The sequence below is a fragment of the uncultured Endozoicomonas sp. genome (genome assembly GCF_947495845.1).
Lineage (GTDB): Bacteria > Pseudomonadota > Gammaproteobacteria > Pseudomonadales > Endozoicomonadaceae > Endozoicomonas.
This window is the reverse complement of sequence record NZ_CANMAO010000013.1, coordinates 63,273-88,949: the sequence shown is the minus strand read 5'-3', so window position 1 is coordinate 88,949 and position 25,677 is coordinate 63,273. Positions and strand designations below refer to the sequence as shown.

Genomic DNA, 25,677 nt, shown 5'->3' with positions numbered 1-25,677 from the left:
TTTAAAACACCTACGCTATATAAAAAATAAGTCTAGTTGATGGGTCGCCATATGAAAGCGAATTAAAACTAAAGAATAATGAGTGCTATGAAATACAACGCTTTAAACGGAACTATTATAAAAGCCACTACTTCGAGAAAGCTGCAGGGTCATCAAAGTGCTTGAAACTCTTTACATTCTTGCTATCACTGTCGAAGCAATGGCGGGTGCTATTGTTGCTGGTCGAAAAAAAATGGATCCGTTCGGTATTTTGATTATTGCCTGTGCCACTGCATTTGCTGGTGGCACCCTAAGAGATGTAGTGCTAAACAATCACCCGATGGTGTGGGTTGGCAAGCCTGAATACCTCCTGATCACCTGCTCAGCTGCGCTGTTTGTACTTTTTATACGGCCTTGGGTGCGCCATTTAACCGAGACATTCCTGGTACTGGATGCCATCGGTTTGATCACTTTCAGCATTATTGGGGCTCAGAAAACCCTGGAATTGGGTCACGGCTATCTGATTGCTTCCATTATGGCCGTATTTACCGGCGCCTTTGGTGGGGTTGTTCGGGATATTCTGTGCAATCAATTACCGCTGGTGTTCAGAAAGGAACTCTATGGCAGCATCGCCTTTTTCTCCGCCTGGCTCTACTTTGGTCTAATACTGACACCACTCACCACAAGCACAGCCATTTTGATCACACTCATTTGCGGATTTCTGCTCAGGATTCTTGCTATCTATAAAGCTCTGGAACTGCCAAAATTTATTTTTGATGATTCAGAATCGGACTCTGACAACAACACTCCTCGATAAAACTAAGACCAAAGTGGAAAATACGGAAGCAAACTTTATATAATACGCAGCAATTTCAACATGACCCCCAAAACAGAGATCTACTGTCGATGAGTTACGCATCCATTCCTGCCGGTAAAGATATTCCTGAAGATATCTACGTTGTTATCGAAATCCCGGCCAACGCAGCCCCTATTAAGTACGAAGTGGATAAAGAGATGGACGCCATTCTGGTGGACCGTTTCATGGCCACGCCAATGTTCTACCCAGCCAACTATGGCTACATCAACAACACCCTGGCGGACGACGGCGACCCGCTGGACGTTCTGGTGGTTACGCCTTACCCGGTGATTCCTGGTTCTGTGATCCGCTGCCGCACTGTGGGCATGCTGAACATGTCTGATGAAAGTGGCCGCGATGAGAAACTGATTGCCGTTCCTCACGACAAGCTGTCTGCTATTTACAAAGACGTCAAAGAATACACCGACCTGCCGCCACTGCTGCTTCAGCAGATCGAGCATTTCTTTGAAAACTACAAGGATCTGGAACCTGGCAAATGGGTGAAGATCGATGGCTGGGAAGGCGCTGAAGCGGCTAAAGAAGTTATCAAGAAGTCTGCCGCAAACTACAAGGGCTGATCTCTTCTGACTGCCTGAGGCCTTCATGGGCTTCAGGTTCCCATTTGTTCTTTACCCCCTGCTTACGCCGTATCACTTGCATATCCGTTATATCACTGCACAATTATTAGCATTCCACACAATAAACAGCCGCCTGTATGCCAAAACACCCGATCCGCCTTATATGGACTTTATTATTCGCCTTGTTTCTTCCATGGTCCGCTCAGGCAAACCTTGATCAACTCTTCGGCGGACAAAATCAGGACTTTCTTCCAGTGGAAGAAGCCTTCAGTTTTTCAGGAACGGTGGAAAATAATACGGCGACCATTAATGTCCAAGTGACGCCGGAGCACTATTTATATAAGCATCAGTTTCAGTTTACCCCCCAATCGGATATTTCCGCCCTTGGCAACGCGACCTACCCCACCAGCGAATTGATTTTCGACCCTTACTACAACAAAAATCTGGAAACATTCAGCCAGAATTTCACCATTCAATTGCCAGTAACCAATGCCGGCACATTGCCGGAAGTACAGGTTGGTTTTCAGGGATGCGCCAAAGCAGGGCTTTGCTACCCGCCGCACTCTATTACGATCCCGCTGGTTGCCCAGAATACTGGCACGATGAGCACTTCTGCAGAACAGGCTAGTTCGTCTCAGAACTCTGCTCCAGACAGCATTTACCAACAGCAACTGGAAGGTAACAGCCTGCCCGTTGCCTTAATGCTCTTTATTCTTGCCGGGATTGGTTTAAGCCTCACTCCTTGTGTGCTGCCCATGTTCCCTATTCTCTCCAGCCTGATTCTTGGAGCTAAAGAGCAAAGTAAGGGTAGAACCATTGCACTCACTTCCACCTATGTCTTAACCATGTCAGCCACTTTTGCCGTTGCTGGCACTCTGATGGGGTTATTTGGTGCCAGTCTGAATTTACAGGCAAAACTCCAGTCTCCATGGTTATTGATTCCAATGGCCATACTGTTTGTTCTCTTAGCGTTAAGTATGTTCGGTCTTTATGAAGTTCAACTTCCGACAAAACTTCGAGAAAAGCTCAGCGGTAACCAGCAACAGTCCGGAAGTCTCTCAGGCGCAGCGGTCATGGGAATGTTATCCGCTCTTGTGGTTTCTCCCTGTGTTTCTGCACCATTGGCCGGTGCACTTATTTATATCAGCTCTACCGGTGACGCTCTGTTTGGCGGCCTGACTTTATTTGCACTTGGGCTGGGAATGGGGATTCCGCTCTTTGTACTGGCGCTTGGTGGCCGTCACTGGCTCCCTAAATCAGGCGCATGGATGAACGGCATTCGGTCTTTCTTCGGAGTCTTGCTGCTTGGCGTAGCCATTTGGATGTTGGAAAGAATCATTCCTGCCCCATTAACATTACTACTCTGGGGCGCTTTATTGATTGGCAGCGGTATCTTCGCTGGTGCTCTTAAGCTGAACACAGAGGCTGCAAGCCAAAAATTGAAACAGGCTGTTGGTATTCTCTGCCTGATTTATGGAACCTGCCTCATCGTCGGTGGCGCTATGGGAAATCAAGACCCACTTCGACCTTTAGCCAGCGTGACTGCACAACCTCCTGGCTCTGGTAACGTCAGTAATTCAGCGCCGACATCAAACTTTACCAAGATCACCACTCTCAAAGAGCTTGATGCATTACTGGCTGATGCGGCAATACAGCAAAAACCTGCCCTTGTGGACGTTTATGCTGATTGGTGCATCTCCTGTAAAGTGATTGAACGAACCGTTTTCCCAGACCCACTGGTCACAGATCAGCTCAATCAGCTCACCCTGATCAAACTGGATATCACCGACAACACCCGCGAACACCAACAATACCTCAATCAAAACAGCCTATTCGGCCCACCTGCCCTGCTGTTTTTCGACGGTAGCGGCAAAGAAGCACCTGCTTTAAAAAGTCAGGGAGAAATCACGGCTGAGCAACTTCATCAAAAGCTGACGGCACTTCTAAACCGTCAGACCTGAACACAGCTCACAGAAACATGCTGGAAACGGTCTCGAAATTCTTCGTAACTGTCGTTAACCTCCTGTAACACGCACAAGCTGGACGCATCATTGACAATGGGGCAAAATGCCTGATCAAAAGCAAGCTCATTGGCTTTCCGGGTACTACGCTGTGTCTTTCCTTTTACAGAGATACACCGCAAAAAGAGGATTAAAATGACAGACATTCTTGTGCTCAACGGCCCAAACCTGAATCTTCTCGGCACCCGGGAACCCGGAGTCTATGGTTCAACGACGCTGGATGAGATTAATCAGGAATTGGCCAGGCAAGCTTCCGCTGCAAACCTGCAACTGGAAAGCTATCAAAGTAATGCTGAGCATAAGCTGATCGAGCGCATTCATCAGGCTGGCCTCGATAATGTCCGTTTTATCATCATTAACCCTGCTGCGTTTACTCACACCAGCGTAGCCTTGAGAGATGCCATTCTTGGGGTGAACATTCCGTTCATCGAAGTGCACCTCTCCAATGTGCATAAAAGAGAACCTTTTCGCCATCACTCTTATTTCAGTGATATTGCAGAAGGAGTCATTGCAGGCCTTGGCCCACAAGGGTATAGCCTTGCACTGTCGTCAGCCATTAAAAAACTGACTGACAATCCCTGAAGCAAAATAGGGAAAACCCGCATTTTTAATTGTGCGTAATGGTATTAACCTCTAGCCATACGCACCTGCGAACCAGATTTAAACATTGAAAGCAGGTTGAGCAACCTACCTGCCTCCCGCTTTCAAACCTTATTAAACCCAACCGGCAAGGTTACACGCCCGGCCTGTTCCAACATTCGAGACTGACTATGGATATTAGAAAAGTAAAAAAGCTCATTGAGCTACTGGAAGAGTCTGGCATTGATGAGCTGGAAATTCATGAAGGCGAAGAGTCTGTTCGAATCAGTCGTTACTCAAAAAGCGCTCCGGTAGCTGCGGCTCCGTTTCAGATGGCTCAGCCTGTTGCGGCTCCAGCGCCTGCAGCTGCACCTTCTGCCGAAGCTACTGCCGATGCACCGGTGATGTCTGGTCATCAGGTTAAGTCACCCATGGTTGGTACTTTCTATGACTCACCTTCTCCCGATGCCTCCCCTTTTGTGAAAGAAGGTCAGCAGGTTAACCAGGGCGATGTCCTGTGTATCGTAGAAGCCATGAAGATGATGAATCAAATCAAGGCAGACAAATCCGGCACCATTGAAGCGGTTCTGGTTGAAAGCGGTCAGCCTGTTGAGTACGACCAGCCTCTGTTCACCATCGCCTGAGGGTCGCTACCATGCTCGATAAAGTTGTTATTGCGAACCGGGGTGAAATTGCGCTCAGAATCCTGAGAGCCTGCAAAGAGCTCGGCATTAAAACCGTTGCCGTTCACTCCAAGGCCGATGCCGACCTGATGCACCTGCATCTGGCCGATGAGTCTGTCTGTATTGGTCCAAACAGCCCGACAGAAAGCTACCTGAATATTCCGGCCATTATCAGCGCTGCCGAGGTCACCCATGCCACCGGCATCCATCCGGGCTATGGTTTCCTGTCTGAAAATGCTGACTTTGCCGAGCAGGTAGAAAAAAGCGGCTTTACCTTTATCGGGCCTTCCGCTGACGTGATCCGCTTAATGGGTGACAAAGTGTCCGCCATTGCTGCAATGCAAAAAGCAGGCGTGCCAACGGTACCCGGTTCCGATGGCTCTCTCACCAACGACAACCAGAAAACACTGTCTATTGCCCGGAAAATTGGGTATCCAGTCATTATCAAAGCTGCCGGTGGTGGCGGTGGTCGTGGTATGCGGGTCGTGCATGAAGAAGCCGAGCTGATCAGCTCTGTTGCACTGACCAAATCGGAAGCCGGCGCCGCCTTTAATAACGATACGGTTTACCTCGAAAAGTTTCTGCAAAACCCACGTCACGTTGAATTTCAGGTACTGGCTGACGGGCAGGGTAATGCCATCCACCTTGGTGACCGTGACTGCTCCCTGCAGCGCCGTCACCAGAAAGTCATTGAAGAAGCACCAGCGCCTTATATTCCTGAAGACAAACGCCAGGAAGTAGCCAGCGCCTGCACCCGCGCTTGTATCGAACTGGGTTACCGAGGCGCCGGTACCTTTGAATTCCTCTATGAAGACGGCGAGTTTTATTTCATTGAAATGAATACCCGGGTTCAAGTAGAGCATCCGGTAACAGAAATGATCAGCGGTATTGATATCGTCAAAGAGCAACTGCGAATTGCCAGTGGCATGCCTTTGAGCGTCAAGCAAGAAGATATTGAACTGAAAGGTCATGCCTTTGAGTGCCGCATCAATGCTGAAGACCCGAAAACCTTCATGCCATCCCCTGGCAATGTAAAGCAATTCCATGCTCCGGGTGGCAATGGTATTCGTGTGGATAGTCACATTTATAATGGCTACAGCGTACCGCCTCATTACGACTCCCTGATCGCCAAAATCATTAGCTACGGACCAGATCGTGAAACGGCTCTGCTTCGTATGAAGAATGCTTTGGATGAGACGGTGATTGAAGGCATCAAAACCAATATCCCTCTCCACCAGGAACTGGTGACTGACCCTTACTTCAAAGAAGGCGGTGTCAGCATTCATTATCTTGAGAAGAAACTCGCAGATTGATTCTGCACTCCCACCAAAGGCCTCAAACGAGGCCTTTGTTTTTTCTGCACCCTTTGTCTATTTATGAAAGATATGGGCTCAGCTACAATACCCTCGTTATGCGTTATGAATTCACGCGCCAAGAGGTTTTCGCAAAAGCCCTGGTTCCCATGCTTTTATGCCCTTTGGGTATTGCGTGGGAACCCATACATCTATCTCTTTGAAAATTAAGAGGTATGCATTCCCACGCGAAGCATGGGAACAAGGTTTCTGGAGTTTTGCGACAACCTCGCCAAAAGGTCAGTGAAGTGCTTATTGTCTATTATTCTGGAAAATACGATGTCCTGGATTCAAGTCAGACTCAACACCACCTCTGACCACGCTGACCGTCTGGAAGACCTGCTTCTAGAAGTTGGCGCCTCTGCGGTCACACTTCAGGACGCCGAAGATCAGCCGGTTTACGAACCGGAACTGGGCACAACTCCACTCTGGAATAACACCGTCGTCATCGGATTATTTGACGCCCTGACCTCTGTTGACCATGTTGTGCCCTTCCTCAAGGAAAATGCCGGGCTTGATCCATTTCCAAAACATAAAGTCGAAATTGTTGAAGACAAAGACTGGGAACGAGAGTGGATGACTCACTTTCATCCCATGCAGTTTGGTGATCGCCTGTGGGTTTGCCCCAGCTGGAAACCGGTACCTGACCCAGACGCCGTCAACCTGATGCTGGACCCCGGTCTGGCCTTCGGCACAGGTACACACCCGACAACTGCACTTTGCCTCAGATGGCTGGATCAACAGGCCAACCTGAAAGGCAAAGAAGTCATTGATTACGGTTGCGGCTCAGGGATTCTGGCCATTGCCGCTTTGTTATTGGGCGCGAAGTCAGCTATTGGTGTTGATCTCGACCCTCAGGCTCTGGAAGCCACCATTGAAAATGCGAAAAGGAACACGATTTCCGCCAGCAAACTGGATGTATTTCTGCCTGATGATGAACCTGCTGAAGCCGCAGATGTTGTCCTCGCCAACATTCTTGCTGGCCCGTTAACTCAACTGGCCCCCAAACTGGCTGGACTGACAAAGGCCGGCGGCTCTATTACACTGTCAGGCATTCTGTCGGAGCAAGCTGAGGAGATCATTCAGACTTACAAGCAGTGGTTTGATATGGAGCCACCCACCACGTTTGATGGCTGGGCAATGCTCTCAGGCACCAAGCGAGCATAAGCAGACAACCTGAACACCATGCATAGTCAGTAACGACTATGCATTAATGGACTGGATAAAGATCAAGGGCTTTGATCTAATTAATAATTAATTTGAACATCGGTAAGAAGTTAACATGACGCCCTCAAGTGTCACTTGTCCGCACTGCAAGACATCGTTCCGCATAACGAACGTACAATTAAAAGCCGCCAAAGGCTCTGTACGCTGCGGGTCCTGTCTGCAGGTTTTTAATGCACTTGAACAACTGGAGCGTCTACCTGCAGAACAACCGGTTTCGACAGTAACTACAGTTTCTGAAGAACTATTACCTTCACTGGAAACAGAACAGGATGTACCAGAAAGCAGCGAAAATACAGAGACTCTTAAAACAACAGCATCACCAACAGCCGACATAGCTTCCAGCAAAGCTAAAGTGGCAACTGCTACGCCGGCACTTGAGTACGATGGCTATCATCATGAAACCGTTTCAACACTCATTTACAAATCTGATGACCATTCTGATGATCATGATGAAGAGGATGACGATGAGATTCCGGGGCTGCGCAAACGGTCTCAACAAAGCAGCCCCCTTCTTAAGCTGACTGTCTTTGTGCTGGCAACGGCTTTGATTGCTCAATACGGCTGGTTCAATCGCAACCAGCTGGCTTTAAATACAACGCTGCGACCGGCCTATAGTCTGATTTGCAGTGCCTTACAGTGCGAACTACCGCAAATTGTGAACATTAAAGCCATCCGCAGTCTGGATCTGGTGGTACGGACCCATCCCGAAAACAGTCAGGCATTGCAGATTGATGCGGTGATTATCAATGACGCTGGTCACACACAACCATACCCCAGCATCCAGTTAACCTTTACGGATATTAATGGCCGGTTAATTGCCAGCCGAGCCTTTTCACCTTCTGAATATCTGGGTGGAGAGCTGGCTGGATCCAACGCCATGCCTGCTGATCAACCTATTCGGCTCGGACTTGAAATAATGGACCCTGGCCCCAGCGCAGTTAGCTATCAGCTAACTTTTGCCAAAAGCTCCTGACTCCCCACATCACCAGTCTGGTTATCAACCAGGCTGGAATTACCAATATCAACACAGCAAGAGCAAAGGCAATCACTACAGGAATATGGAAATAGCTTAGGGTAAAGGCGATGCCACTCAACGCCTCTATCGGGTTCAAACTGAGTGGAAAGTTATCCGGGCGAGAAAGGTGATTCATCAGAACCACTTCCAATAGAAAAAACGCTGGTATTAACAGCCATGAAAACCTGAATCTACTCATAAAAACCTCTACCCGTCAGCAGCAAGATTATGGCTGTAATCTCCAGAGATCCAAAGCGCCATATTCCATCTGACAGAAATCCGGCAGGCATTCTCAAGAAACTCTCCGCACCACCTCCCAGCAGCTAAACCTAATAGAGAAGAAGGCATCCGTATTGCAGTACCTTCGTGGAGGAAGTTATGTCGTATTCCATCCAGCTACCCAAATACCTGCTGGCTCTATTTTTAACCCTGCCCTCGCTGGCAGCCACCGTTCATGCCCAAGTCGATACTAAACACTGTATGGCGGGAGATCGCTATATCGTGGGCCTTCAGGAACGCGTTAATCAAGTAGGAAACCGTCAAACCCAACTGAATGCGCTAATTGATTCCGGCTCAACCCTTTCCTCTATGGATGCCAGAAATATTGAATTAAAAACCCGAGAAAACGGCTCTATCTGGGTACATTTCCAAATCCCGGAAGCCGATGACAGCAACAGAATGATATCCATCGTTCGTCCACTAAAGCGCTTTGCCTATATTCAGACGCACCATGGCAGCCCTCAAAAGCGCCCGGTGATTGAAACGCAAATACGCATTGGCCCTATAGAAACCACTTCGGATTTCAGCTTAACCTCCCGCTCCCGATTCAAAAACCCCATTCTATTGGGCATTAATACACTGAAAGATATTGCCGTGATTGATCTGGCGGAGGAGTTTCTTCTCAGCCGTCGCTGCTCAACACTATCGGAAGAACTGGCCAGCAGTTATCCTTAACGAAAAATGATGACTGACACATGATAAACAACTAAAAAGCCACTTCGACCAAAAATATCCTCTGCTAACCGCACAATAAACAGCCATCTTCACGATTCTTTAATAGAACGATGGTCTTGCTGACTTATATCAAAAAATGAGCAGGACAATCGCTCTATTATGAATCCGCATCTTAGAGAATAACTGGGATAGCAAGGAGTGATGGCCATTGCCCATCAGTTCTGGTGAGCTATTGCTCACAAAATGCTGCGGCAAAAACTGGTTATTTATTGATCAACCCGACTTTATCGCATGAAGTCGAGCGGGTATGATGGAGGATTCATTTTCTATCCATCAGGCAGAGGCTGCTCTGACTCAAACCAGCCCGTTGTCAGGTACTGTTTTGTCCAAGCAATTAGTTATTGGTTCTTACTCGATTGAAAACCCGGTGATACTGGCGCCCATGGCGGGGGTTACCGACAGTCCGTTTCGCAAGCTCTGCCTGAAAATGGGTGCAGGCATGGCGGTCTCGGAAATGGTGACCAGCAACCCGAAACTCTGGAACACACGCAAGTCCAGGTTGCGTATGGATCACAGCTGCGAGTCTGAACCCAGATCGGTTCAGATTGTGGGAGGAGATCCCCAGCAACTGGCAGAAGCCGCCCGATTGAATCAGGAATTCGGCGCCCAGATTGTCGACCTGAACATGGGTTGTCCAGCGAAAAAAGTGAGCAATAAAGCCGCTGGATCGGCACTGCTGAAAGATATTGAACTGGTGGAGTCCATCCTGAAAGCGGTCACCGCGGCCGTAGACATACCAGTGACACTTAAGATTCGAACCGGCTGGGATCCGGACCACCGTAACGGTGTCGACGTTGCCAAACTGGCAGAACAGTATGGCATTGCCGCTCTGGCCGTACATGGTCGAACCCGCGCCTGCATGTACAAAGGGGATGCCGAATACGAGACCATCGCCCGAATTGTGGAAGCGGTCAACATACCGGTGATTGCAAACGGAGACATTACGTCTCCGGAAAAGGCAAAATACGTTTTGGATTACACCGGTGCCAGCGCTTTGATGATTGGTCGGGCTGCTCAAGGGCAACCCTGGATTTTCCGGGAGATCAATCATTTCCTGAAACATGGGGAAAGACTGCTCGCACCGGAACAAAGTGAGATTCAGGCCATCCTTCTGGACCACCTGAGTGCACTGCATGCATTTTATGGAGAACTACAGGGCGTGAGAATCGCCCGGAAACACGTAGGCTGGTACATGCAGAATCAGCCTTCCGGCCTGGAGTTTCGCCGGGACTTTAATAAGCTGGAATCTTCACAAGATCAGCACACCTGCATACAAGCGTATTTTGAACGTTTTTCTACTTTACAAAGAAAAGCACAGCGAAAAGGCAACGGAGAGGTCATAGCGGCATGACAGCAACACAGGTAATGACGGAAGGTCATCCGGTGAATGGAATCGGGGAAAACAACACCGCCACTCACTCAACGACTCATATCCCAACGCAGCTACCAGAGTCTCAAACTCTGCGCGACAGTGTTGAACGGTCAATGAACAACTACTTTGCTCATCTGGATGGGCAGGACGTAACCGACGTCTATCAGATGGTTCTATCTGAAGTAGAGGCACCATTGCTGGAAACGGTCATGGCTTACGTCAAAGGCAACCAGACCCGCGCTGCGGTGCTGCTTGGTCTGAATCGTGGAACACTGCGCAAAAAGCTGAAACAGTTCGGTCTGCTTTGAGTTTACGTCTGAAAAATACATCGTTTTACGAATAATCCGCGCCTTTATCGCGCCTTTATCGAGCCTTTATCGAGCATAAGGCCGCGGATTTACTACTTTATTACGCTTCCCCCTGCCATTAGCCGCTATTTCCCGCTAAAATCAGCCGACTTTTTATAATACATACCAATTTATAACGCATACCAACAAACTGTAAGTGAGAAACGATGGCAGTCACGACTCGTCCGGTACGCCGGGCTCTGATTAGCGTTTCCGACAAAACAGGAATTGTCGATTTCGCCCGAGCTCTTCATCAACACGCTGTTGAAATCCTTTCTACCGGCGGTACCTTCGCCCTTCTTGTGGAAAACGATATTCCTGCCATTGAGATTTCTGACTACACCGGTTTTCCGGAAATGATGGATGGCCGGGTAAAAACGCTACACCCAAAAGTCCACGGTGGCATCTTGGGACGAAGCGGGCAGGATGAAGCCATTATGGAAGAACACAACATCCAGCCGATTGATCTGGTGGTTGTGAATCTCTACCCATTTGAACAAACCATTGCCAAGCCTGACTGTGATCTGGCAACCGCGATTGAGAATATCGACATCGGTGGCCCAACCATGGTTCGTGCTGCCGCCAAGAATTACCAAGACACGACCATCGTCGTTAATTATCACGATTATCAACGTGTGTTGGACAACATGGCTGATAATGATGGCCAGGTTGATCTTGCTACTCGCTTCGATCTCTCCGTTAAAGCTTTTGAACACACCTCTGGTTACGATGGCGCCATTGCCAACTATCTTGGCAAGCTCACTGGTTCTCAAAAAATGAGTATTGAAGAGCCTGAGTCTTTCCCACGCACATTCAACACGCAATTTATGAAAGTTGAAGACATGCGTTACGGTGAGAACCCTCACCAGAAAGCAGCGTTTTATACCGAGAAATACCCACCTCAAGGCACGGTTTCAAGTGCTACACAATTACAGGGCAAAGCGCTTTCCTACAATAATATTGCAGATACCGATGCCGCTCTTGAGTGCGTGAAAGCCTTTGATTTGCCTGCCTGTGTGATTGTAAAACATGCCAACCCCTGCGGCGTTGCCACCGGCACCAATATTCTGGAAGCCTATAACCTGGCTTACGAAACAGACCCAACCTCAGCCTTTGGCGGCATCATTGCCTTTAACCGCAAGCTGGACTCTGACACTGCACGCTCAATTATTGAACGACAGTTTGTTGAAGTCATCATCGCTCCAGAGATAGATGAGGAAGCGGCGGCTGTTTTGCAGAACAAACAAAACATCCGGGTTCTCAGTGCAGGACAATGGCCTGAAGTCCAAACACCATTTCTGGATTTCAAACGTGTTAACGGTGGCCTGCTGGTACAGGATGCAGACATACACGTGATCAGCCCGGAAGAATTGCAAGTAGTGACTGAACGCGCACCCACAGAGCAGGAACTTATCGACCTGCAGTTCGCCTGGAAAGTAGCTCAATTCGTAAAATCCAACGCCATCGTTTACGCCAAAAATGCACAAACCATTGGTATTGGCGCCGGACAGATGAGCCGCGTATACAGCGCCCGTATTGCTGGCATCAAAGCCGCTGATGAGGGACTGGAAGTACCGGGCTCAGTGATGGCCTCCGATGCATTCTTCCCATTCCGTGATGGCATCGATGCCGCCGCCAATGCCGGTATTACCGCCGTGATACAACCTGGCGGCTCCATGCGCGACCAGGAAGTGATCGATGCCGCCAATCAGGCGGGGATTGCCATGGTCTTCACTGGCATCCGCCATTTCCGTCATTGATTTGAAAGGACAGAATAACAATGAAAGTACTTATCATTGGAAACGGTGGTCGGGAACATGCTCTGGCCTGGAAAGTCGCTCAGGATGAAAACATTGCCCAGGTGTTTGTGGCACCGGGCAATGCCGGTACCGCATCGGAAGATAAAGTCATCAATGTCGATATTGATGTGCTGGATATCTCAGGACTGGTGAACTTTGCCAGGCAAGAAAACATTGGGCTCACCATTGTTGGTCCTGAAGCGCCTTTGGTGGCCGGTGTCGTGGATCAGTTTGAAGCAGCAAGCCTGCCAATCTTTGGCCCACGTCAAGCTGCAGCTCAACTGGAAGGTTCTAAAGCATTCACCAAAGATTTTCTGGCACGCCATCACATTCCCACGGCTGCGTATCAAAACTTTACTGAAATCGAGCCCGCCAAAGCCTATGTTAAACAACAACGTACGCCTATCGTGGTGAAAGCGGACGGTCTAGCTGCTGGTAAAGGCGTCATCCTTGCTCAAACCGAGCAGGAAGCCTTTGCTGCCATTGACGACATGCTAGCAGGCAATGCCTTCGGTGAAGCGGGTCACCGCGTGGTGATCGAAGAGTTTCTGACTGGTGAAGAAGCCAGCTTTATTGTGATGGTGGATGGCAAAAACATTCTCCCTTTGGCTACCAGTCAGGATCACAAAGCCCGGGATAATGGTGATAAAGGTCCTAACACTGGAGGAATGGGTGCCTATTCTCCAGCTCCAGTCGTCACTCAGGAAATTCATGACCGGGCGATGAAAGAAGTTATCATCCCCACAGTAGAAGGCATGGCCAGCGAAGGCACGCCATACAGTGGTTTCCTCTATGCCGGTTTGATGATAGACGCTAAAGGAACGCCGAAAGTATTAGAGTACAACTGTCGTTTTGGTGACCCGGAAACCCAACCTATTCTTATGCGCCTGAAGTCCAGCCTTGTCGAGCTTTGTCTCGCAGGTGCTAAAGGAGAACTGGATACAGCCAACATCGAATGGGATAACAGAACCGCTTTAGGTGTTGTGATGGCCGCCGGTGGCTACCCAGCATCCTATCGTAAAGGCGATGAAATCTCGGGTTTGCAAAACGTCACTAATGCCAAGGTCTTTCAGGCAGGCACACAGATCGAAGACGGTAAAACCTTAACCAATGGTGGTCGCGTGCTTTGTGTAACCGCTCTGGGCAACTCTGTAAAAGACGCACAAGAGCAAGCCTATCAAGCAGTGGCAACCATACAATGGCAGGATGCCTATTTCCGCACGGATATTGGCCATAAGGCCATTGCCAGAGAAGAGGCGTAAAGGCCATTATACCCTGTAAGCATCATCAATGAGTGTGCTTACAGGGTTTTGGGGAATTGAGGGGAATGCTAACTCAACCCAAAGCGTCGACTGAATCACTGTCTGAGAAAAATGCTTAACGTATAATCAGGCCAAGAATAAAGAGAAACGGACTTTTTCAGAGTGTTTACCAAAGCCCATAGGTACTTATGGACACTTATACTTTTTCTGCTATTACCTTTCACGGCCATGGCCACCACGGCTATTGAAATTTTCAACCCATCGTTTACCTTTTCTTCCGATGGCAGTGTTTGCTACCTGATTGAAGACAGCACACCACTCAGTATTGAACAGCTCACCGGGGATGACTACAAATATCACTTTACCCCATACCAGTACGGCAGCATAAGCTCAAAAGATACATCCGGGCACTTTTGGCTCCGTATCCCCGTTCGTAATAATACTGCTAATCAAGTCACCCCCGTATTGTCCGTGGATTATCAATTACAGCCCAGCAAAGAACTGTACATTGAAAAAGAACACTCACTTACCGAGCAAAAGAACATATCTGCCCTGCAATTTGATCAATATGGAACCACCAGTTTCACGTTAAACCCTAACGAAAAAGCCACAATATTCCTGAAAACCCGCCACCAACCCGAACTGTTTAAAGGCATTCGTTTAAGTAGCCTGGACCAGTATCTGGCAGAACAAAACACACGATTGGGTAAAACCGCACTTTTAAGTGGTCTATTAATCGCCATTATTATTGCCAACATATGCCTATCCTATTTATCGAAACAGAACGTCACTCTTACCGCTAAAAATATCGAAGCAAGACGACTCAGTGCACTCCACGGTTATACAGCCATTAATATGGTCTGTGTTCTACTTTTTATCTGCTCATGGCAAGGTTATCTGTGCTCGTGGCTACATAGCAGTATCGAATTACAAAACATGCTCTTTAAAGCATCCATCTTATTTCTAGGCCTTAGCTTTCACCGCATATCGGTCAACCTATTAGATAGAGAGTGGCCACAGCTGGTTCGTTTCATCAACGGCCTATCCATACTGCATCTCATATGCCTTCTGTTCATACCATTGGCTTCGAATAGCCTCATGAATACGCCAATGTCATTATTAATGCTTATCAGCACGGTGACTTTCTGCTTTTCTTTCTGGCTGGTTAAACGAGAATGTCGGACTGCACCTCCCTGGACGTTTATTCCCCTTGCCCTGAGCCAGTTTTTTTACACACTTTCCGGCTCTGGTAGCATTGCTGTTCCATTAGATGATGCCACCTGGATACTGTTGTACACGATGACCATCACCATGGGCTACGTTACGATCCCAACCCGATTTAAAAAAACCATACTGAGGCAAAGTCAAGATCGTTATAAACAGCATCATCCCGAACTGTTCAGTCGCGAGGTGGTGAAACAAATCGGACATGAACTCCGTACCCCATTAAACGGCGTCATGGGTATGACAGAGCTATTACAAAGCACCTCGCTCACTCCAAAACAAGAAGACTATGTACAAACACTTAGATATTCCGGGCATGAGCTGGGCAACTTGATCAACCTGCTGGCTTCCAATATCAAGACAAACAAAGTGAGAAGCCCCAGTGATAGCCAGTTATTAAACCTGCAGGACACTATTGATGAAGTAACCAGTAGACTACTCTACCGGGCTGAACAGAAGAACGTAGAGCTGATTTACTCCATCGCAGAAGACATCTCCTCAGAATGCTACTTCAATGACAGCCGTTTTTTTCTGATATTAGAGGCCACCTGCTTCTACGCATTAAACCAAGCTGAAAATGGTGAACTCATTCTTAGTGTTAAAAAAGAGACTGTTGGCAAAATGCGGATTGAATTACGCCTGCCTGCAAGTCGCTATATTGAACATTGGGGATATAACAACGACATCAATCAAGATACAAATGAAGGGGAAGTAGAAGCCAGTTCAGCGCTAAATCTATTCCTTGCCAAGAAACTGCTCAAAGAAATGGATGGGGACATTGTCAGACATACCAACTCTATCAGCCTCTTCACCCCCTATACAGAAACAAGCAAAGAAGAGCCAGAGCAGGAGAAAAAGAACGATAACGAATATAGCCAAATGAGAGTGCTTATCGCTGATGACAGCTCAACCTGCAGGAAAGTACTGCAACAGCAGTGCAAGCTGTTGGACCTGATGGTAGATGAAGCAGAAGATGGTCTTACAGCACTTGCTATGATCCGCACTGCATCATATCTTGAACGACCTTATGACGTGGTTATTGCCGATCATCAAATGCCAGGCCTCAAGGGAATTCAAATAGCAGAGAGAATCAGCCAGGATAAGAACACGCTAACACCTCCCTCTTTCATTATGCTCACGGGTGTTACAACACTACCCAATACAGAAGATATCGATAAACTTGGAATTAGCTCTCTACTAACAAAGCCTGTCACTCGGTTTACCGTGAAAAAAGCATTATTTAAGATACTTAAAAAAACCAATTAACCTTCTAACACCTAGATCCACAACCAAGATATTAGTACGAAACAAAGCATTGAAACCAAATCATGCATTCACCAATAAAGCAATCAAAAACGGACGCAACTGCTCATTTTTTGGTAATATAAACACACTTCCTAAAAATTCCTAATTTTTGTTATTGGGCTGCAGAGACATCACTGCGAAATCTACCACAACTTTTGAGCAGTTACTAACAGACGATAAAGCTTAAAACAATTTATAATAAAAACAATCTGCGAATGAAGAAAAACCCACCAAATTTAAAAAAAAAGCTTTTACGTAAACTATCATTAACCTTAAAATTGACTTTCTGTTCAACAGATCAATCTGAATAAATAATATTGACAATATACCCATTCACTATCTTTGATTAAACTGAATAAACTTATGCCACTGCCACTATTAATTTAAACCATAAATCATCAATAAAAAAGGAGGGTAAAATAATGCTAAACCAATCCAATATAAAAATAAATAATTTAAGAAACCACTATAAGACTGTTATCACCAGTATGACAACAAGTTTCCGTTGTTATCGCGTCCGGTACCTAGTATCAAAGTAAAATAAATCAACATATCAAATTATTAAAACCACCTATCCCTCATTCCTTCAAAGGTAGTCCTAAGTGAGCACAGTAAACCTCCACCAAGATTTTAAATCACACCCAGTAACTTACTCACCAAGTTCCAACCTAAAGCCTACAACGTCGGCATATGAGGCCAACACTGCGAGAAGGGTACAACCATTAAATTCAAGTTTTAATCCAATATCTGGCACGGCCACACTTGTAGAACATACAGCATCTAGCATTTCAAAGACAATCATCCAGAGAACTATCACTGGAAGCGTGCCAGATCCTAAAGACATTATTAAATTTGAAATCCCCTATGGTGATAAGCAAAAAATATCATCAACCATAGATAGAACCAATGAATCAGAAAAACTAATTTCGAGCCTTACCACTGAGATTGAGAAGTTAAACGAAAAACCAATCACTGAAGAAACAAAACAGATATTAAACAACCTTTACAAAACCATCAATTTAAAGCTGGCATTCCATCAACCCAGTGACAATCACAATATTCACACAAGAGATATTCTCGAAAATGCACTAAATACTCTAAAATCCATTACTCTCGATACAGCTGCAGATAGTGTACTAAATAGCAAAAACAACCAACAGCTCATGCAGCTTGCAATATTAACATATGCACATCCAGATTTAGCAGACCATGAGCTATTACATGCCTTTTTAAATACTGAGGGAATACCAACTAATTTCACTACAACCGCAATATTCCATCATCTCAAAAATACAATATTAAGCTCAGCGGAGTCATTCAACACTCCTTTACTGGAGAAAAATCACCACCAGCAAAATAAAGATCGCCCATTAGCCTCTTTCTTTGAGTTTATGGGCATCAATATATCAACAGATAAAAATAGCGCAGAAAAGCACATTAGACGATTTGATACAGGCTACTCCTTAATTCTTTCCAATTTACTTTATATTGAAGAAGGAATTTTCGGGAATACGATTAACCCTAAAGAAAATCCTGACTTATATAGTCATACCCTACTAACAGCGGCAGAGTTCACCAAGGCACTTTCAAACAACGACCTGCTTCTGGATAAAACAGAGCACAGTCACAACATTTTACGCTTGAGAGATTTTTTCAATAATCTTATGAAGGAACTAAAAGGTGACCTGCCTGATGGTGTTTTCTCTTCACCGTCTATATGGAGTGGCGAAAGAAGTGACCTGCAGAGACATCTACAAGCGGTCAGGGAAACATTTCCAAACCGTATGCTTGAAGTATTTCTAAACACAGACGATTCTATTAAAGAAACAAAAAAAACGCTGACTGATAGCGGTATCGACATCAGCCACCTTGATAAAAAAAAGTCAAAAACCTACGACAAAGATAAGCCCAATTCCACAGAAGAACAAAAAAAAATAAACACGGAAAACAACAAGCAATACTTCAATGAGGTGATATCGAATTTACGCAGAAAAATTACAGACATCTATATCAGTTGTCTGGACGACAACATTCATGGGTTATCAAAAAATTTAATCACAGGAGGTAGATTATTTGCAAACACAAGTGAAAGCGAAGAATCCATAGCTAACTGGAATAAAGTTACACATGATTTTATAGAAAGAGCTGATGAATTGATCAGTGATAAAAATATTGATAAGGTTGATAAAGAGAACTCTATAAGGTCACGTGTAAATGTGCGACGTACGATAATTAATGGTTTTTCAAACATTATTTTTGAAATCAAAAAGCACCTCCCTGAAAACGAAAAATACCTCTATAACAACTGCGTTGCTCAAGCCATGAGCACACTTTCAACCTATTTATCCTCCGAAACCCCACCAACAGATGAATTTTATGGGAAAGATAAAGAACTCATTATCAGAAATATCGATAATGCATTCAAAAAAACAAAGTCAGAAATATCAAGCATTATCTCTTCTGAAGAAAAAGCATATCATGAAAATTGCATCGCCAGCATTTCAAGCTTTATCAGAGCTAATAGCATAAATGCAGGTAAATCAGAGCCAACATCTGACCAGCCAAGTATGACGATGGCAGACCTTGAAACATATAAGAACTATCTCAGCAAATTAGTTGCCATCGCAAATTCCGACAAGCAAAACCAACATAACGATGACCTAATTGCCACATTAACTGCAGGCTCTAAGGCCAACAAACAGGAATATAATCAACCAAAGATATCAATTCATACACTTACCAGTGAGGAGATATCGGCTCAAATTCGTCGTAAGAAAAAGCCTTTTAATATTTCCCGACACACTAACAATCTTTCGCCCGCCGAAAATTTTCGAACAGCTTACCATTTTCAACAAATACCCAGCGCGACACACAACATACTTAAGCTTTCTTCTCTTGCTCTACAAAATAGCAAGCTTTTATTTTGTAACGCCATTGATGATAGAGAGCTTACTGAGAAGGCAGTTATTTTTTTTAATGAAACCATTCAAAGCTTGATAGGAAAAAATGATTTAAGTCAATGCCAACCTTTATCAATACTAAAAAATGCACTTAATCGCATACTTCCACCTTCCAATACCAAAGTACAATTAATAGAGGATATTTCCATACAGAATGACAAATCCTTAAAAGGTTTCAATAATTTTTGTGGATTAAATTACAATCGAAGTGATGATACAGACTGGAAATCTGACATATCGGAAATATGGAATGCTCTATCATTATTGCCCAGATATCAACCAAATGAATGCAACCCAGATACACTGAAAATGGCAAAAACCTTAACCTCGATCATAGTGAATAGCTTCTCTGAAGCATTCAGCCATCAAGTTGCAAATGCTCTTCCCCCTTCTCTAGAAGCCGTAAACTTTTTTCAAAGCTTAATGGCTATTAAACTGACGACATCAGCACCTGGTAAAGATAATACTACTGATGATTACAGTGACTTTAAAATCGCCATTATGAAATACAACGACCATTTCAAATCCCTTGAAGAACAGATGGCTTATGTAAGCTATAACAGCAATCAGGATTCCACACAAGCAACCATTGATCATATCGAAAAAACTGTTTCTGAAATACAACGTACTGTTAGAAACAAAGCGATTCAAACGCTTGTAAATGGCTTTAGCGTAGAACAAATGAAAGACCCAGCTGTATTATCAAAAATCAGTGACGAATTAATTAAACTATCTGAAAAAGGGTTTTTCGAAAAGCATTTTAGTAATTCACCACTCGGGTCAAAACCAATACAAGGTCTGATAAAACTGTTAAACAAAGGTGAGTTTGTTTTTCTTAGCGGTTTCTTCTGTGTTGCCGTAATGAGTATGATATCCATAAAGCAGGGTACTGATTTAATGAGGTCTTTGCAGGAACCTATTTCAGATGTGACCAGGAGCCTGAACAATCTACGCCATCTTTTTAGCCATTTAACACAAAACAATCCCGCTCTTCATGATGCCTTCACTACAATCGTCGATACTCCTGTACCTGCCAATTTCACCGCTTCGAGTGCATCAAATCTGACTAATGGCGACTTTACTTGTCTTCAGCAGATTTACCACAGCAGCGTAAATTCCAATGCACCTCAAGTATCAATTCAGAGTTCACTAGGTGCTTCGCAAACCTCTAATCTTGAGGCAATGAGGTCTCTGTTTTACAGCGATGCTGCTGGTTGTCCTTCTGGCGGTATGAAATCTTTCCCCCCCGGCTTCATCAATCTTGGCAACGCCTTTTCTGCCGTTGTGAGTATAATCACCAGCGCCGCCTCAATGACAAGGTGGGGGTTGGATGTATCTATGTTTACAGAAAGTGTGCGAACTCACTCTTCTCTGCCAATCCTGTTTCAGGAATTGACTGCAGACCTCAATGAGAGGGTTCTTACACACGCTGCGCGCAAGCAAAATCCCACACAAGCTATTCCAGATAAGCTCTATGGCTATAACAGCAGAAGCATCTACGAAACTATTTCTGACTGGCTTGATACAGCATTGAACAAACAAATCCCATACGAACGTAAGCTTTCATTGGCCTTCGGTGCAGAAGTACTCCATCAGGTCATTGCATACTTCACTCTTGGCCCCATGGGTATGGCAATGCCGGATCGGCCACACTCTATGGAACAACTAGAGGCCAGAGTAGAGAAGCTTGGCACTCAACGCCAGCTTAAGACAATTTATAGAATGCTCGGGTATAACACCCTTAAAGAAATGATGGATGTATTCAGCACCAAATCGGGAACACTGCAATTTCTTTTTATTCTGAAAGAGCTGGATTGGTTTAACACCTTTAACGAAAAAGCAGGTATCGCTAATTACCTATCGATTAAAACCACACATCAACGCGTTACTCATGCCCTGATGAGCCTTTCCAAAAAAGGATCGCCACAAGATACCTTTCAGCTTACAGCCTTAGATAATATTTATGGCAAACAACTAATGGCAGATTTATTAGGTAAAAACCCAACAATATCTACCATTGAAAATGAGCAAGCCATTAAACAAAGTGGTAACAACTATAGAGTAGCGGGCACTACCGGCGTGATAATTGCTTACGCTGGACAAGCCTTCAATCTTTATCGTTATGCTGTAACGCCATGGCAACTGGCAAGCTCAACAATCGAGTGGCTTCATAATGGAACGACGAATGCCGCTCGCGAAAGTATGATGCAGGATATCTTAAAATCAGCTCAAAAGACTATATCACGAGAGTATGACCCAGGAGGCCTTTCAGATGATCAAAAATTTTGGCATTACATATTTGGTCAACGAGCCGCAACAAAATGGGAGCAAACTGCTATTCTCTGGTTTCTTAAAGAAACCATTAATACCAGCATGTTCCTTAATGCCACAGCGAACGAACTAAATCTCGGTGTTACCACTAGAAACTGGGAGATTTTGGCTGCAACTTCCGCTTATCTAATCAAAGATACAACAGGTATTATGGCAAGACTCGGCACCCTGATGGGTTCTGAATTTTGGCGAACCATGTTCAGTTTTTTAGACAAAATTGACTCTCCTGTTGCAGAAATAATCATTGGTCATTTAAGCGGAAGAGCTTTGGTACCACCTCAAGCCAGTATAGAAATGATGAATTCAATGCTTGAAGAAATAATAATCACCCAAGAAGGGGACCCCATGAAAATCCATGCTGACGCTGGGAAGAAATTTAAGGCAGTTTTAGATATAGGATTGCCAACTTTAACTCGAATAGCAAAAGATCAAGAGTCAGAAGCCCAGTTAGTTCTCCAAAAATTATTTGAATCCGATATTCAGAATGATAATGGCAGAAACATTAAACCCACAGAGAACCATTACTATCACATTGCCAATATGTTACGTGATGAACTGGAAAAAAGTGTTCCCTGCTTTCAATCAGATACAGACGATATAGCGACTGATAAAAACTCAAATGCCAAACAACAACTGAAAATTTTCATAAATAAAATAGCACCAAAGATTAATAGCTGGGGAAAAAATGAGCTATTTATGGCTCTTTCTGAGCTTCACAAAATAGTGCCTCCTGAAACTATGGATAAGTATATGAACAGCATCGTCAGAAAAAAATTGAGGTCACTTGAACCACATAAAAAAAATGAGTACAGAAAGAGCATTCTTCAAGAAGCCGAAAGCCGCAGGTTTACCAAGTTGAATGAAAGTAGTAAAACAGAGAAAAAGCTCTCTAAGTCAACTACGATTGAGATGAGTCCCCAAGCTGATACACACTACGAACCTAGTTCATATGTTCAAGAAAGAAAACAGCTACTTTCAGAACAAGAGCTACAGATTACTATAGTTTAAACATAGAATCCCCCCAAGTCTCTAATGCCAGATTCTTGGGGTGCTCAATTAATGTCGGTGATATTCAGCTGAAAGATCATGAACAGCAGATATAAACGCAGCAGCTTTATCGGGTTCAACAAATTGATGAATACCATGGCCAAGATTAAACACATGGCCATTGCCAGCACCAAACTTTTCAAGAATGGTTCCTACTTCCTGACGAATTCTTTCAGGCGACGCATAAAGTGTCGATGGATCCATATTACCCTGTAGGGCAACTCTGTCGCCAACCCGTTGGCGGGCTTCGCCAATATCCGTTGTCCAATCCAGGCCCAGAGCATCCGCACCGGTATCCGCCATTGATTCAAGCCATTGCCCACCATTTTTGGTGAACAAAATCACAGGCACTCTTCGGCCTTCATTCTCACGTTTCAGACCTTTGACAATTTTGTCCATGTAATGCAATGAGAATTCACGGTAATTCTCCGGACTCAACACACCACCCCAGGTATCAAAGATCTGTACTGCCTGAGCACCGGCTTCTATCTGTGCATTTAAATAACTGACCACAGAATCTGCCAGCACAGAAAGCACCTGTTTTAACAGTTCTGGCTGATCGAACATCATGGCTTTGATGCGGCGGAAGTCTTTACTGCTGCCACCTTCTATCATATAGGTTGCCAGCGTCCATGGGCTGCCAGAGAAACCAATCAGCGGAACACGACCATTCAATTCATGGCGAATGGTTCTCACCGCATCCATCACATAACCCAGGTCTTTTTCCGGATCAGGAACAAACAGGGCTTCAACATCTGCCGCTGTGCGAATCGGCTTTTTAAATTTTGGACCTTCACCCGCTTCAAAATAGAGACCCAGACCCATTGCGTCAGGAATCGTCAAAATATCGGAAAACAGTATTGCCGCATCCAATGGAAAACGTTCCAGCGGTTGCAGTGTCACTTCGCAGGCCAGTTGTGGATTTTGGCAAAGGGACATAAAGTCACCGGCTTTTGCCCGTAACTCGCGGTACTCCGGCAAATAACGTCCAGCCTGGCGCATCATCCAAACTGGTGTCACATCAACAGGTTCCCTGAGCAGTGCTCGTAAAAAGCGGTCATTTTTTAGAGGAGTCATAAATACCTTGATACCCGATATTCCGGAACAGCGATTCTACAGCGTTTACCGGTAAACAACCATGAATCAGATTCGGCATTTATACCCGTTATCACGGAAATCCACCATAAAAAAGGCGTATTTCCGGTTAGAAATACGCCCTTTTGCTCTCGTGATTTATTCAAACATCCAGATAATCAAGAATTCCGTCAGCAGCTTCACGGCCTTCCCAGATTGCGGTTACCACAAGATCCGAGCCTCGAACCATGTCACCACCAGCGAACACCTTAGGGTTGCTGGTCTGGAACTTGTATTTGCTCTTCTCCGGAGCGACAACTCGCCCGCCCTCATCGGTATTTATCTGATGTTCTTCAAACCATTGAGCCGGACTTGGACGGAAGCCAAAGGCTACCAAAACGACGTCCGCATCGATAATTTCATCACTGCCTTCGATAACCTCTGGACGACGACGACCTTGTTCATCAGGCTCTCCTAACTCCGTCGTCACCAGGCGAATACCTTCGACTTTGCCATCGCCAACAATTTCTACAGGCTGGCGATTAAACAGGAACTGCACACCTTCCTGTTTTGCATTCGTCACCTCGCGACGGGAGCCTGGCATGTTTTCCTCATCGCGACGATAGGCACACGCAACTGACTTCGCGCCTTGTCGAATGGAGGTACGGTTACAATCCATCGCCGTATCACCACCACCGAGAACCACCACGCGTTTACCTTTCATATCAATGAAATCATCCGCGTTTTTTTCAAACCCAAGGTTACGATTCACGTTAGAGATCAGGAAAGGAAGCGCATCGTGGACACCGTCCAGCTCTTCGCCGGGGAAGCCACCCTTCATATAGGTGTACGTACCCATCCCCATGAAGACAGCATCGTAATCTGCCATCAGCTGTTCCATGGTGATGTCTTTACCAATTTCAGTGTTCAGTTGAAACTCGACACCCATTTCAGAAAACACTTCACGACGACGACTCATGACGTGTTTTTCCAATTTAAACTCCGGAATACCAAACGTCAGCAGACCACCAATTTCCGGATTCTTATCAAAGACAACCGGCGTGACACCGTTTCGAACCAATACGTCAGCACAACCAAGCCCGGCTGGCCCTGCACCAATAATTGCTACTTTTTTGTCTGTCCATTGGACCTGCGACATGTCCGGGCGCCAGCCCAGCGCCAACGCAGTATCCGTAATGTACTTTTCAGTCGAGCCAATGGTGACTGCACCGAAGCCATCATTCAATGTACAGGCACCTTCGCAAAGGCGATCCTGTGGACATACACGACCACAGACTTCTGGAAGACTGTTGGTTTGATGGCACAGGTCTGCCGCTTCAAACAAGCGACCTTCCGACACCAGCTTCAGCCAGTCCGGAATGTAGTTATGAACCGGGCACTTCCATTCGCAGTACGGATTACCACAAGCCAAACAACGGTGTGACTGATCGGCTGCCTGCTCCTCGTCGAATGGTTGATAAATTTCAACAAATTCAGTCTTACGCTGACGCAGGCTTTTTTTATCCGGATCAACCCTGCCGACATCAACAAACTGGAAGTTGTTATTCAGTCGCTTTCCCTTGTGACCATTCTTTAAGTGTAACTGTGACATTTCGCTGACCTCACAAAGCTGTTTTTATGTTCAATACCTT

General features: G+C 45.5%; 18 protein-coding genes. 15 read left to right on the top strand and 3 right to left on the bottom strand.

The genetic code is table 11. The features are described 5' to 3' along the window. The first annotated feature begins 157 nt into the window (after window positions 1-157). From Q1B11_RS10620 to Q1B11_RS10585, 8 genes are all read left to right on the top strand, one after another. Entirely contained in the window at window positions 158-796 is a 639-nt protein-coding gene (locus Q1B11_RS10620) for a trimeric intracellular cation channel family protein (RefSeq protein ID WP_299731947.1), read from the top strand. 89 nt (window positions 797-885) lie between these two features. Continuing rightward, window positions 886-1,413 (top strand): inorganic diphosphatase, encoded by a 528-nt coding sequence (ppa, locus tag Q1B11_RS10615; protein WP_067518778.1) that lies wholly within the window; start codon window positions 886-888, stop codon window positions 1,411-1,413. A 137-nt stretch (window positions 1,414-1,550) separates the two neighbouring features. Beyond that, on the top strand, window positions 1,551-3,374 hold the full coding sequence (dsbD, locus tag Q1B11_RS10610) for a protein-disulfide reductase DsbD (protein WP_299731936.1): 1,824 nt from the start codon (window positions 1,551-1,553) through the stop codon (window positions 3,372-3,374). A 195-nt stretch (window positions 3,375-3,569) separates the two neighbouring features. Beyond that, on the top strand, window positions 3,570-4,016 hold the full coding sequence (aroQ, locus tag Q1B11_RS10605) for a type II 3-dehydroquinate dehydratase (protein WP_299731933.1): 447 nt from the start codon (window positions 3,570-3,572) through the stop codon (window positions 4,014-4,016). 188 nt (window positions 4,017-4,204) lie between these two features. Continuing rightward, window positions 4,205-4,657, top strand: a complete 453-nt coding sequence (accB, locus tag Q1B11_RS10600; protein WP_299731930.1) for an acetyl-CoA carboxylase biotin carboxyl carrier protein — start codon at window positions 4,205-4,207, stop codon at window positions 4,655-4,657. A gap of 11 nt (window positions 4,658-4,668) precedes the next feature. Next, on the top strand, window positions 4,669-6,009 hold the full coding sequence (gene accC, locus Q1B11_RS10595; RefSeq protein WP_299731927.1) for an acetyl-CoA carboxylase biotin carboxylase subunit: 1,341 nt from the start codon (window positions 4,669-4,671) through the stop codon (window positions 6,007-6,009). A 318-nt stretch (window positions 6,010-6,327) separates the two neighbouring features. Then, window positions 6,328-7,215 (top strand): 50S ribosomal protein L11 methyltransferase, encoded by an 888-nt coding sequence (gene prmA, locus Q1B11_RS10590; protein WP_067518792.1) that lies wholly within the window; start codon window positions 6,328-6,330, stop codon window positions 7,213-7,215. A gap of 115 nt (window positions 7,216-7,330) precedes the next feature. Next, window positions 7,331-8,248 (top strand): DUF3426 domain-containing protein, encoded by a 918-nt coding sequence (locus tag Q1B11_RS10585; protein WP_299731915.1) that lies wholly within the window; start codon window positions 7,331-7,333, stop codon window positions 8,246-8,248. On the opposite strand, the gene Q1B11_RS10580 is transcribed toward Q1B11_RS10585, so the two are convergent. Beyond that, window positions 8,214-8,489, bottom strand: coding sequence for a hypothetical protein (locus Q1B11_RS10580; protein ID WP_299731913.1), 276 nt, complete (start codon window positions 8,487-8,489; stop codon window positions 8,214-8,216). The genes Q1B11_RS10585 and Q1B11_RS10580 overlap by 35 nt on opposite strands. 179 nt (window positions 8,490-8,668) lie before the next feature. On the opposite strand from Q1B11_RS10580, the gene Q1B11_RS10575 reads away from it, so the two are divergent. The 7 genes from Q1B11_RS10575 (at window position 8,669) to Q1B11_RS10545 (ending at window position 22,912) form a co-directional block, all read left to right on the top strand. After that, window positions 8,669-9,244 carry a RimK/LysX family protein gene (locus Q1B11_RS10575; protein WP_299731911.1) on the top strand — a complete coding sequence of 192 codons (576 nt, stop codon included), beginning with the start codon at window positions 8,669-8,671 and terminating at the stop codon, window positions 9,242-9,244. A 307-nt stretch (window positions 9,245-9,551) separates the two neighbouring features. Further along, on the top strand, window positions 9,552-10,655 hold the full coding sequence (dusB, locus tag Q1B11_RS10570) for a tRNA dihydrouridine synthase DusB (RefSeq protein WP_299731909.1): 1,104 nt from the start codon (window positions 9,552-9,554) through the stop codon (window positions 10,653-10,655). Next, on the top strand, window positions 10,652-10,984 hold the full coding sequence (gene fis / locus Q1B11_RS10565; protein ID WP_299731895.1) for a DNA-binding transcriptional regulator Fis: 333 nt from the start codon (window positions 10,652-10,654) through the stop codon (window positions 10,982-10,984). Before dusB ends, fis begins: the two co-directional genes overlap by 4 nt. A gap of 206 nt (window positions 10,985-11,190) precedes the next feature. After that, complete coding sequence (gene purH, locus Q1B11_RS10560; RefSeq protein WP_299731892.1) at window positions 11,191-12,783, top strand: bifunctional phosphoribosylaminoimidazolecarboxamide formyltransferase/IMP cyclohydrolase; 1,593 nt, start codon at window positions 11,191-11,193, stop codon at window positions 12,781-12,783. Between the two features lie 20 nt (window positions 12,784-12,803). After that, window positions 12,804-14,084 carry a phosphoribosylamine--glycine ligase gene (gene purD / locus Q1B11_RS10555; RefSeq protein ID WP_299731889.1) on the top strand — a complete coding sequence of 427 codons (1,281 nt, stop codon included), beginning with the start codon at window positions 12,804-12,806 and terminating at the stop codon, window positions 14,082-14,084. Between the two features lie 162 nt (window positions 14,085-14,246). Beyond that, window positions 14,247-16,574 carry a response regulator gene (locus Q1B11_RS10550; protein ID WP_299731886.1) on the top strand — a complete coding sequence of 776 codons (2,328 nt, stop codon included), beginning with the start codon at window positions 14,247-14,249 and terminating at the stop codon, window positions 16,572-16,574. A 641-nt stretch (window positions 16,575-17,215) separates the two neighbouring features. Beyond that, the gene (locus Q1B11_RS10545; RefSeq protein ID WP_299731883.1) at window positions 17,216-22,912 is read left to right on the top strand and encodes a hypothetical protein; all 5,697 of its coding nucleotides are present in this window, start codon (window positions 17,216-17,218) and stop codon (window positions 22,910-22,912) included. A 48-nt stretch (window positions 22,913-22,960) separates the two neighbouring features. Here Q1B11_RS10545 and hemE read toward each other — a convergent pair whose 3' ends face one another. After that, a complete protein-coding gene (hemE, locus tag Q1B11_RS10540) occupies window positions 22,961-24,028 on the bottom strand; it encodes a uroporphyrinogen decarboxylase (protein ID WP_299731880.1) in 1,068 nt (355 codons plus the stop codon). 160 nt (window positions 24,029-24,188) lie between these two features. Next, window positions 24,189-25,637 carry an FAD-dependent oxidoreductase gene (locus tag Q1B11_RS10535; protein WP_299731877.1) on the bottom strand — a complete coding sequence of 483 codons (1,449 nt, stop codon included), beginning with the start codon at window positions 25,635-25,637 and terminating at the stop codon, window positions 24,189-24,191. Between the last annotated feature and the right edge of the window lie 40 nt (window positions 25,638-25,677).

Excerpts from the sequence above, each read along its gene's own strand:
- prmA (WP_067518792.1), top strand. The coding sequence starts at position 6,328 with ATGTCCTGGATTCAAGTCAGACTCAACACCACCTCTGACCACGCTGAC.
- Q1B11_RS10585 (WP_299731915.1), top strand. The coding sequence starts at position 7,331 with ATGACGCCCTCAAGTGTCACTTGTCCGCACTGCAAGACATCGTTCCGC.
- accC (WP_299731927.1), top strand. The coding sequence starts at position 4,669 with ATGCTCGATAAAGTTGTTATTGCGAACCGGGGTGAAATTGCGCTCAGA.
- Q1B11_RS10580 (WP_299731913.1), bottom strand. The coding sequence starts at position 8,489 with ATGAGTAGATTCAGGTTTTCATGGCTGTTAATACCAGCGTTTTTTCTA.
- ppa (WP_067518778.1), top strand. The coding sequence starts at position 886 with ATGAGTTACGCATCCATTCCTGCCGGTAAAGATATTCCTGAAGATATC.
- purH (WP_299731892.1), top strand. The coding sequence starts at position 11,191 with ATGGCAGTCACGACTCGTCCGGTACGCCGGGCTCTGATTAGCGTTTCC.
- fis (WP_299731895.1), top strand. The coding sequence starts at position 10,652 with ATGACAGCAACACAGGTAATGACGGAAGGTCATCCGGTGAATGGAATC.
- hemE (WP_299731880.1), bottom strand. The coding sequence starts at position 24,028 with ATGACTCCTCTAAAAAATGACCGCTTTTTACGAGCACTGCTCAGGGAA.
- dusB (WP_299731909.1), top strand. The coding sequence starts at position 9,552 with ATGATGGAGGATTCATTTTCTATCCATCAGGCAGAGGCTGCTCTGACT.
- Q1B11_RS10535 (WP_299731877.1), bottom strand. The coding sequence starts at position 25,637 with ATGTCACAGTTACACTTAAAGAATGGTCACAAGGGAAAGCGACTGAAT.
- dsbD (WP_299731936.1), top strand. The coding sequence starts at position 1,551 with ATGCCAAAACACCCGATCCGCCTTATATGGACTTTATTATTCGCCTTG.
- aroQ (WP_299731933.1), top strand. The coding sequence starts at position 3,570 with ATGACAGACATTCTTGTGCTCAACGGCCCAAACCTGAATCTTCTCGGC.
- purD (WP_299731889.1), top strand. The coding sequence starts at position 12,804 with ATGAAAGTACTTATCATTGGAAACGGTGGTCGGGAACATGCTCTGGCC.
- Q1B11_RS10575 (WP_299731911.1), top strand. The coding sequence starts at position 8,669 with ATGTCGTATTCCATCCAGCTACCCAAATACCTGCTGGCTCTATTTTTA.
- accB (WP_299731930.1), top strand. The coding sequence starts at position 4,205 with ATGGATATTAGAAAAGTAAAAAAGCTCATTGAGCTACTGGAAGAGTCT.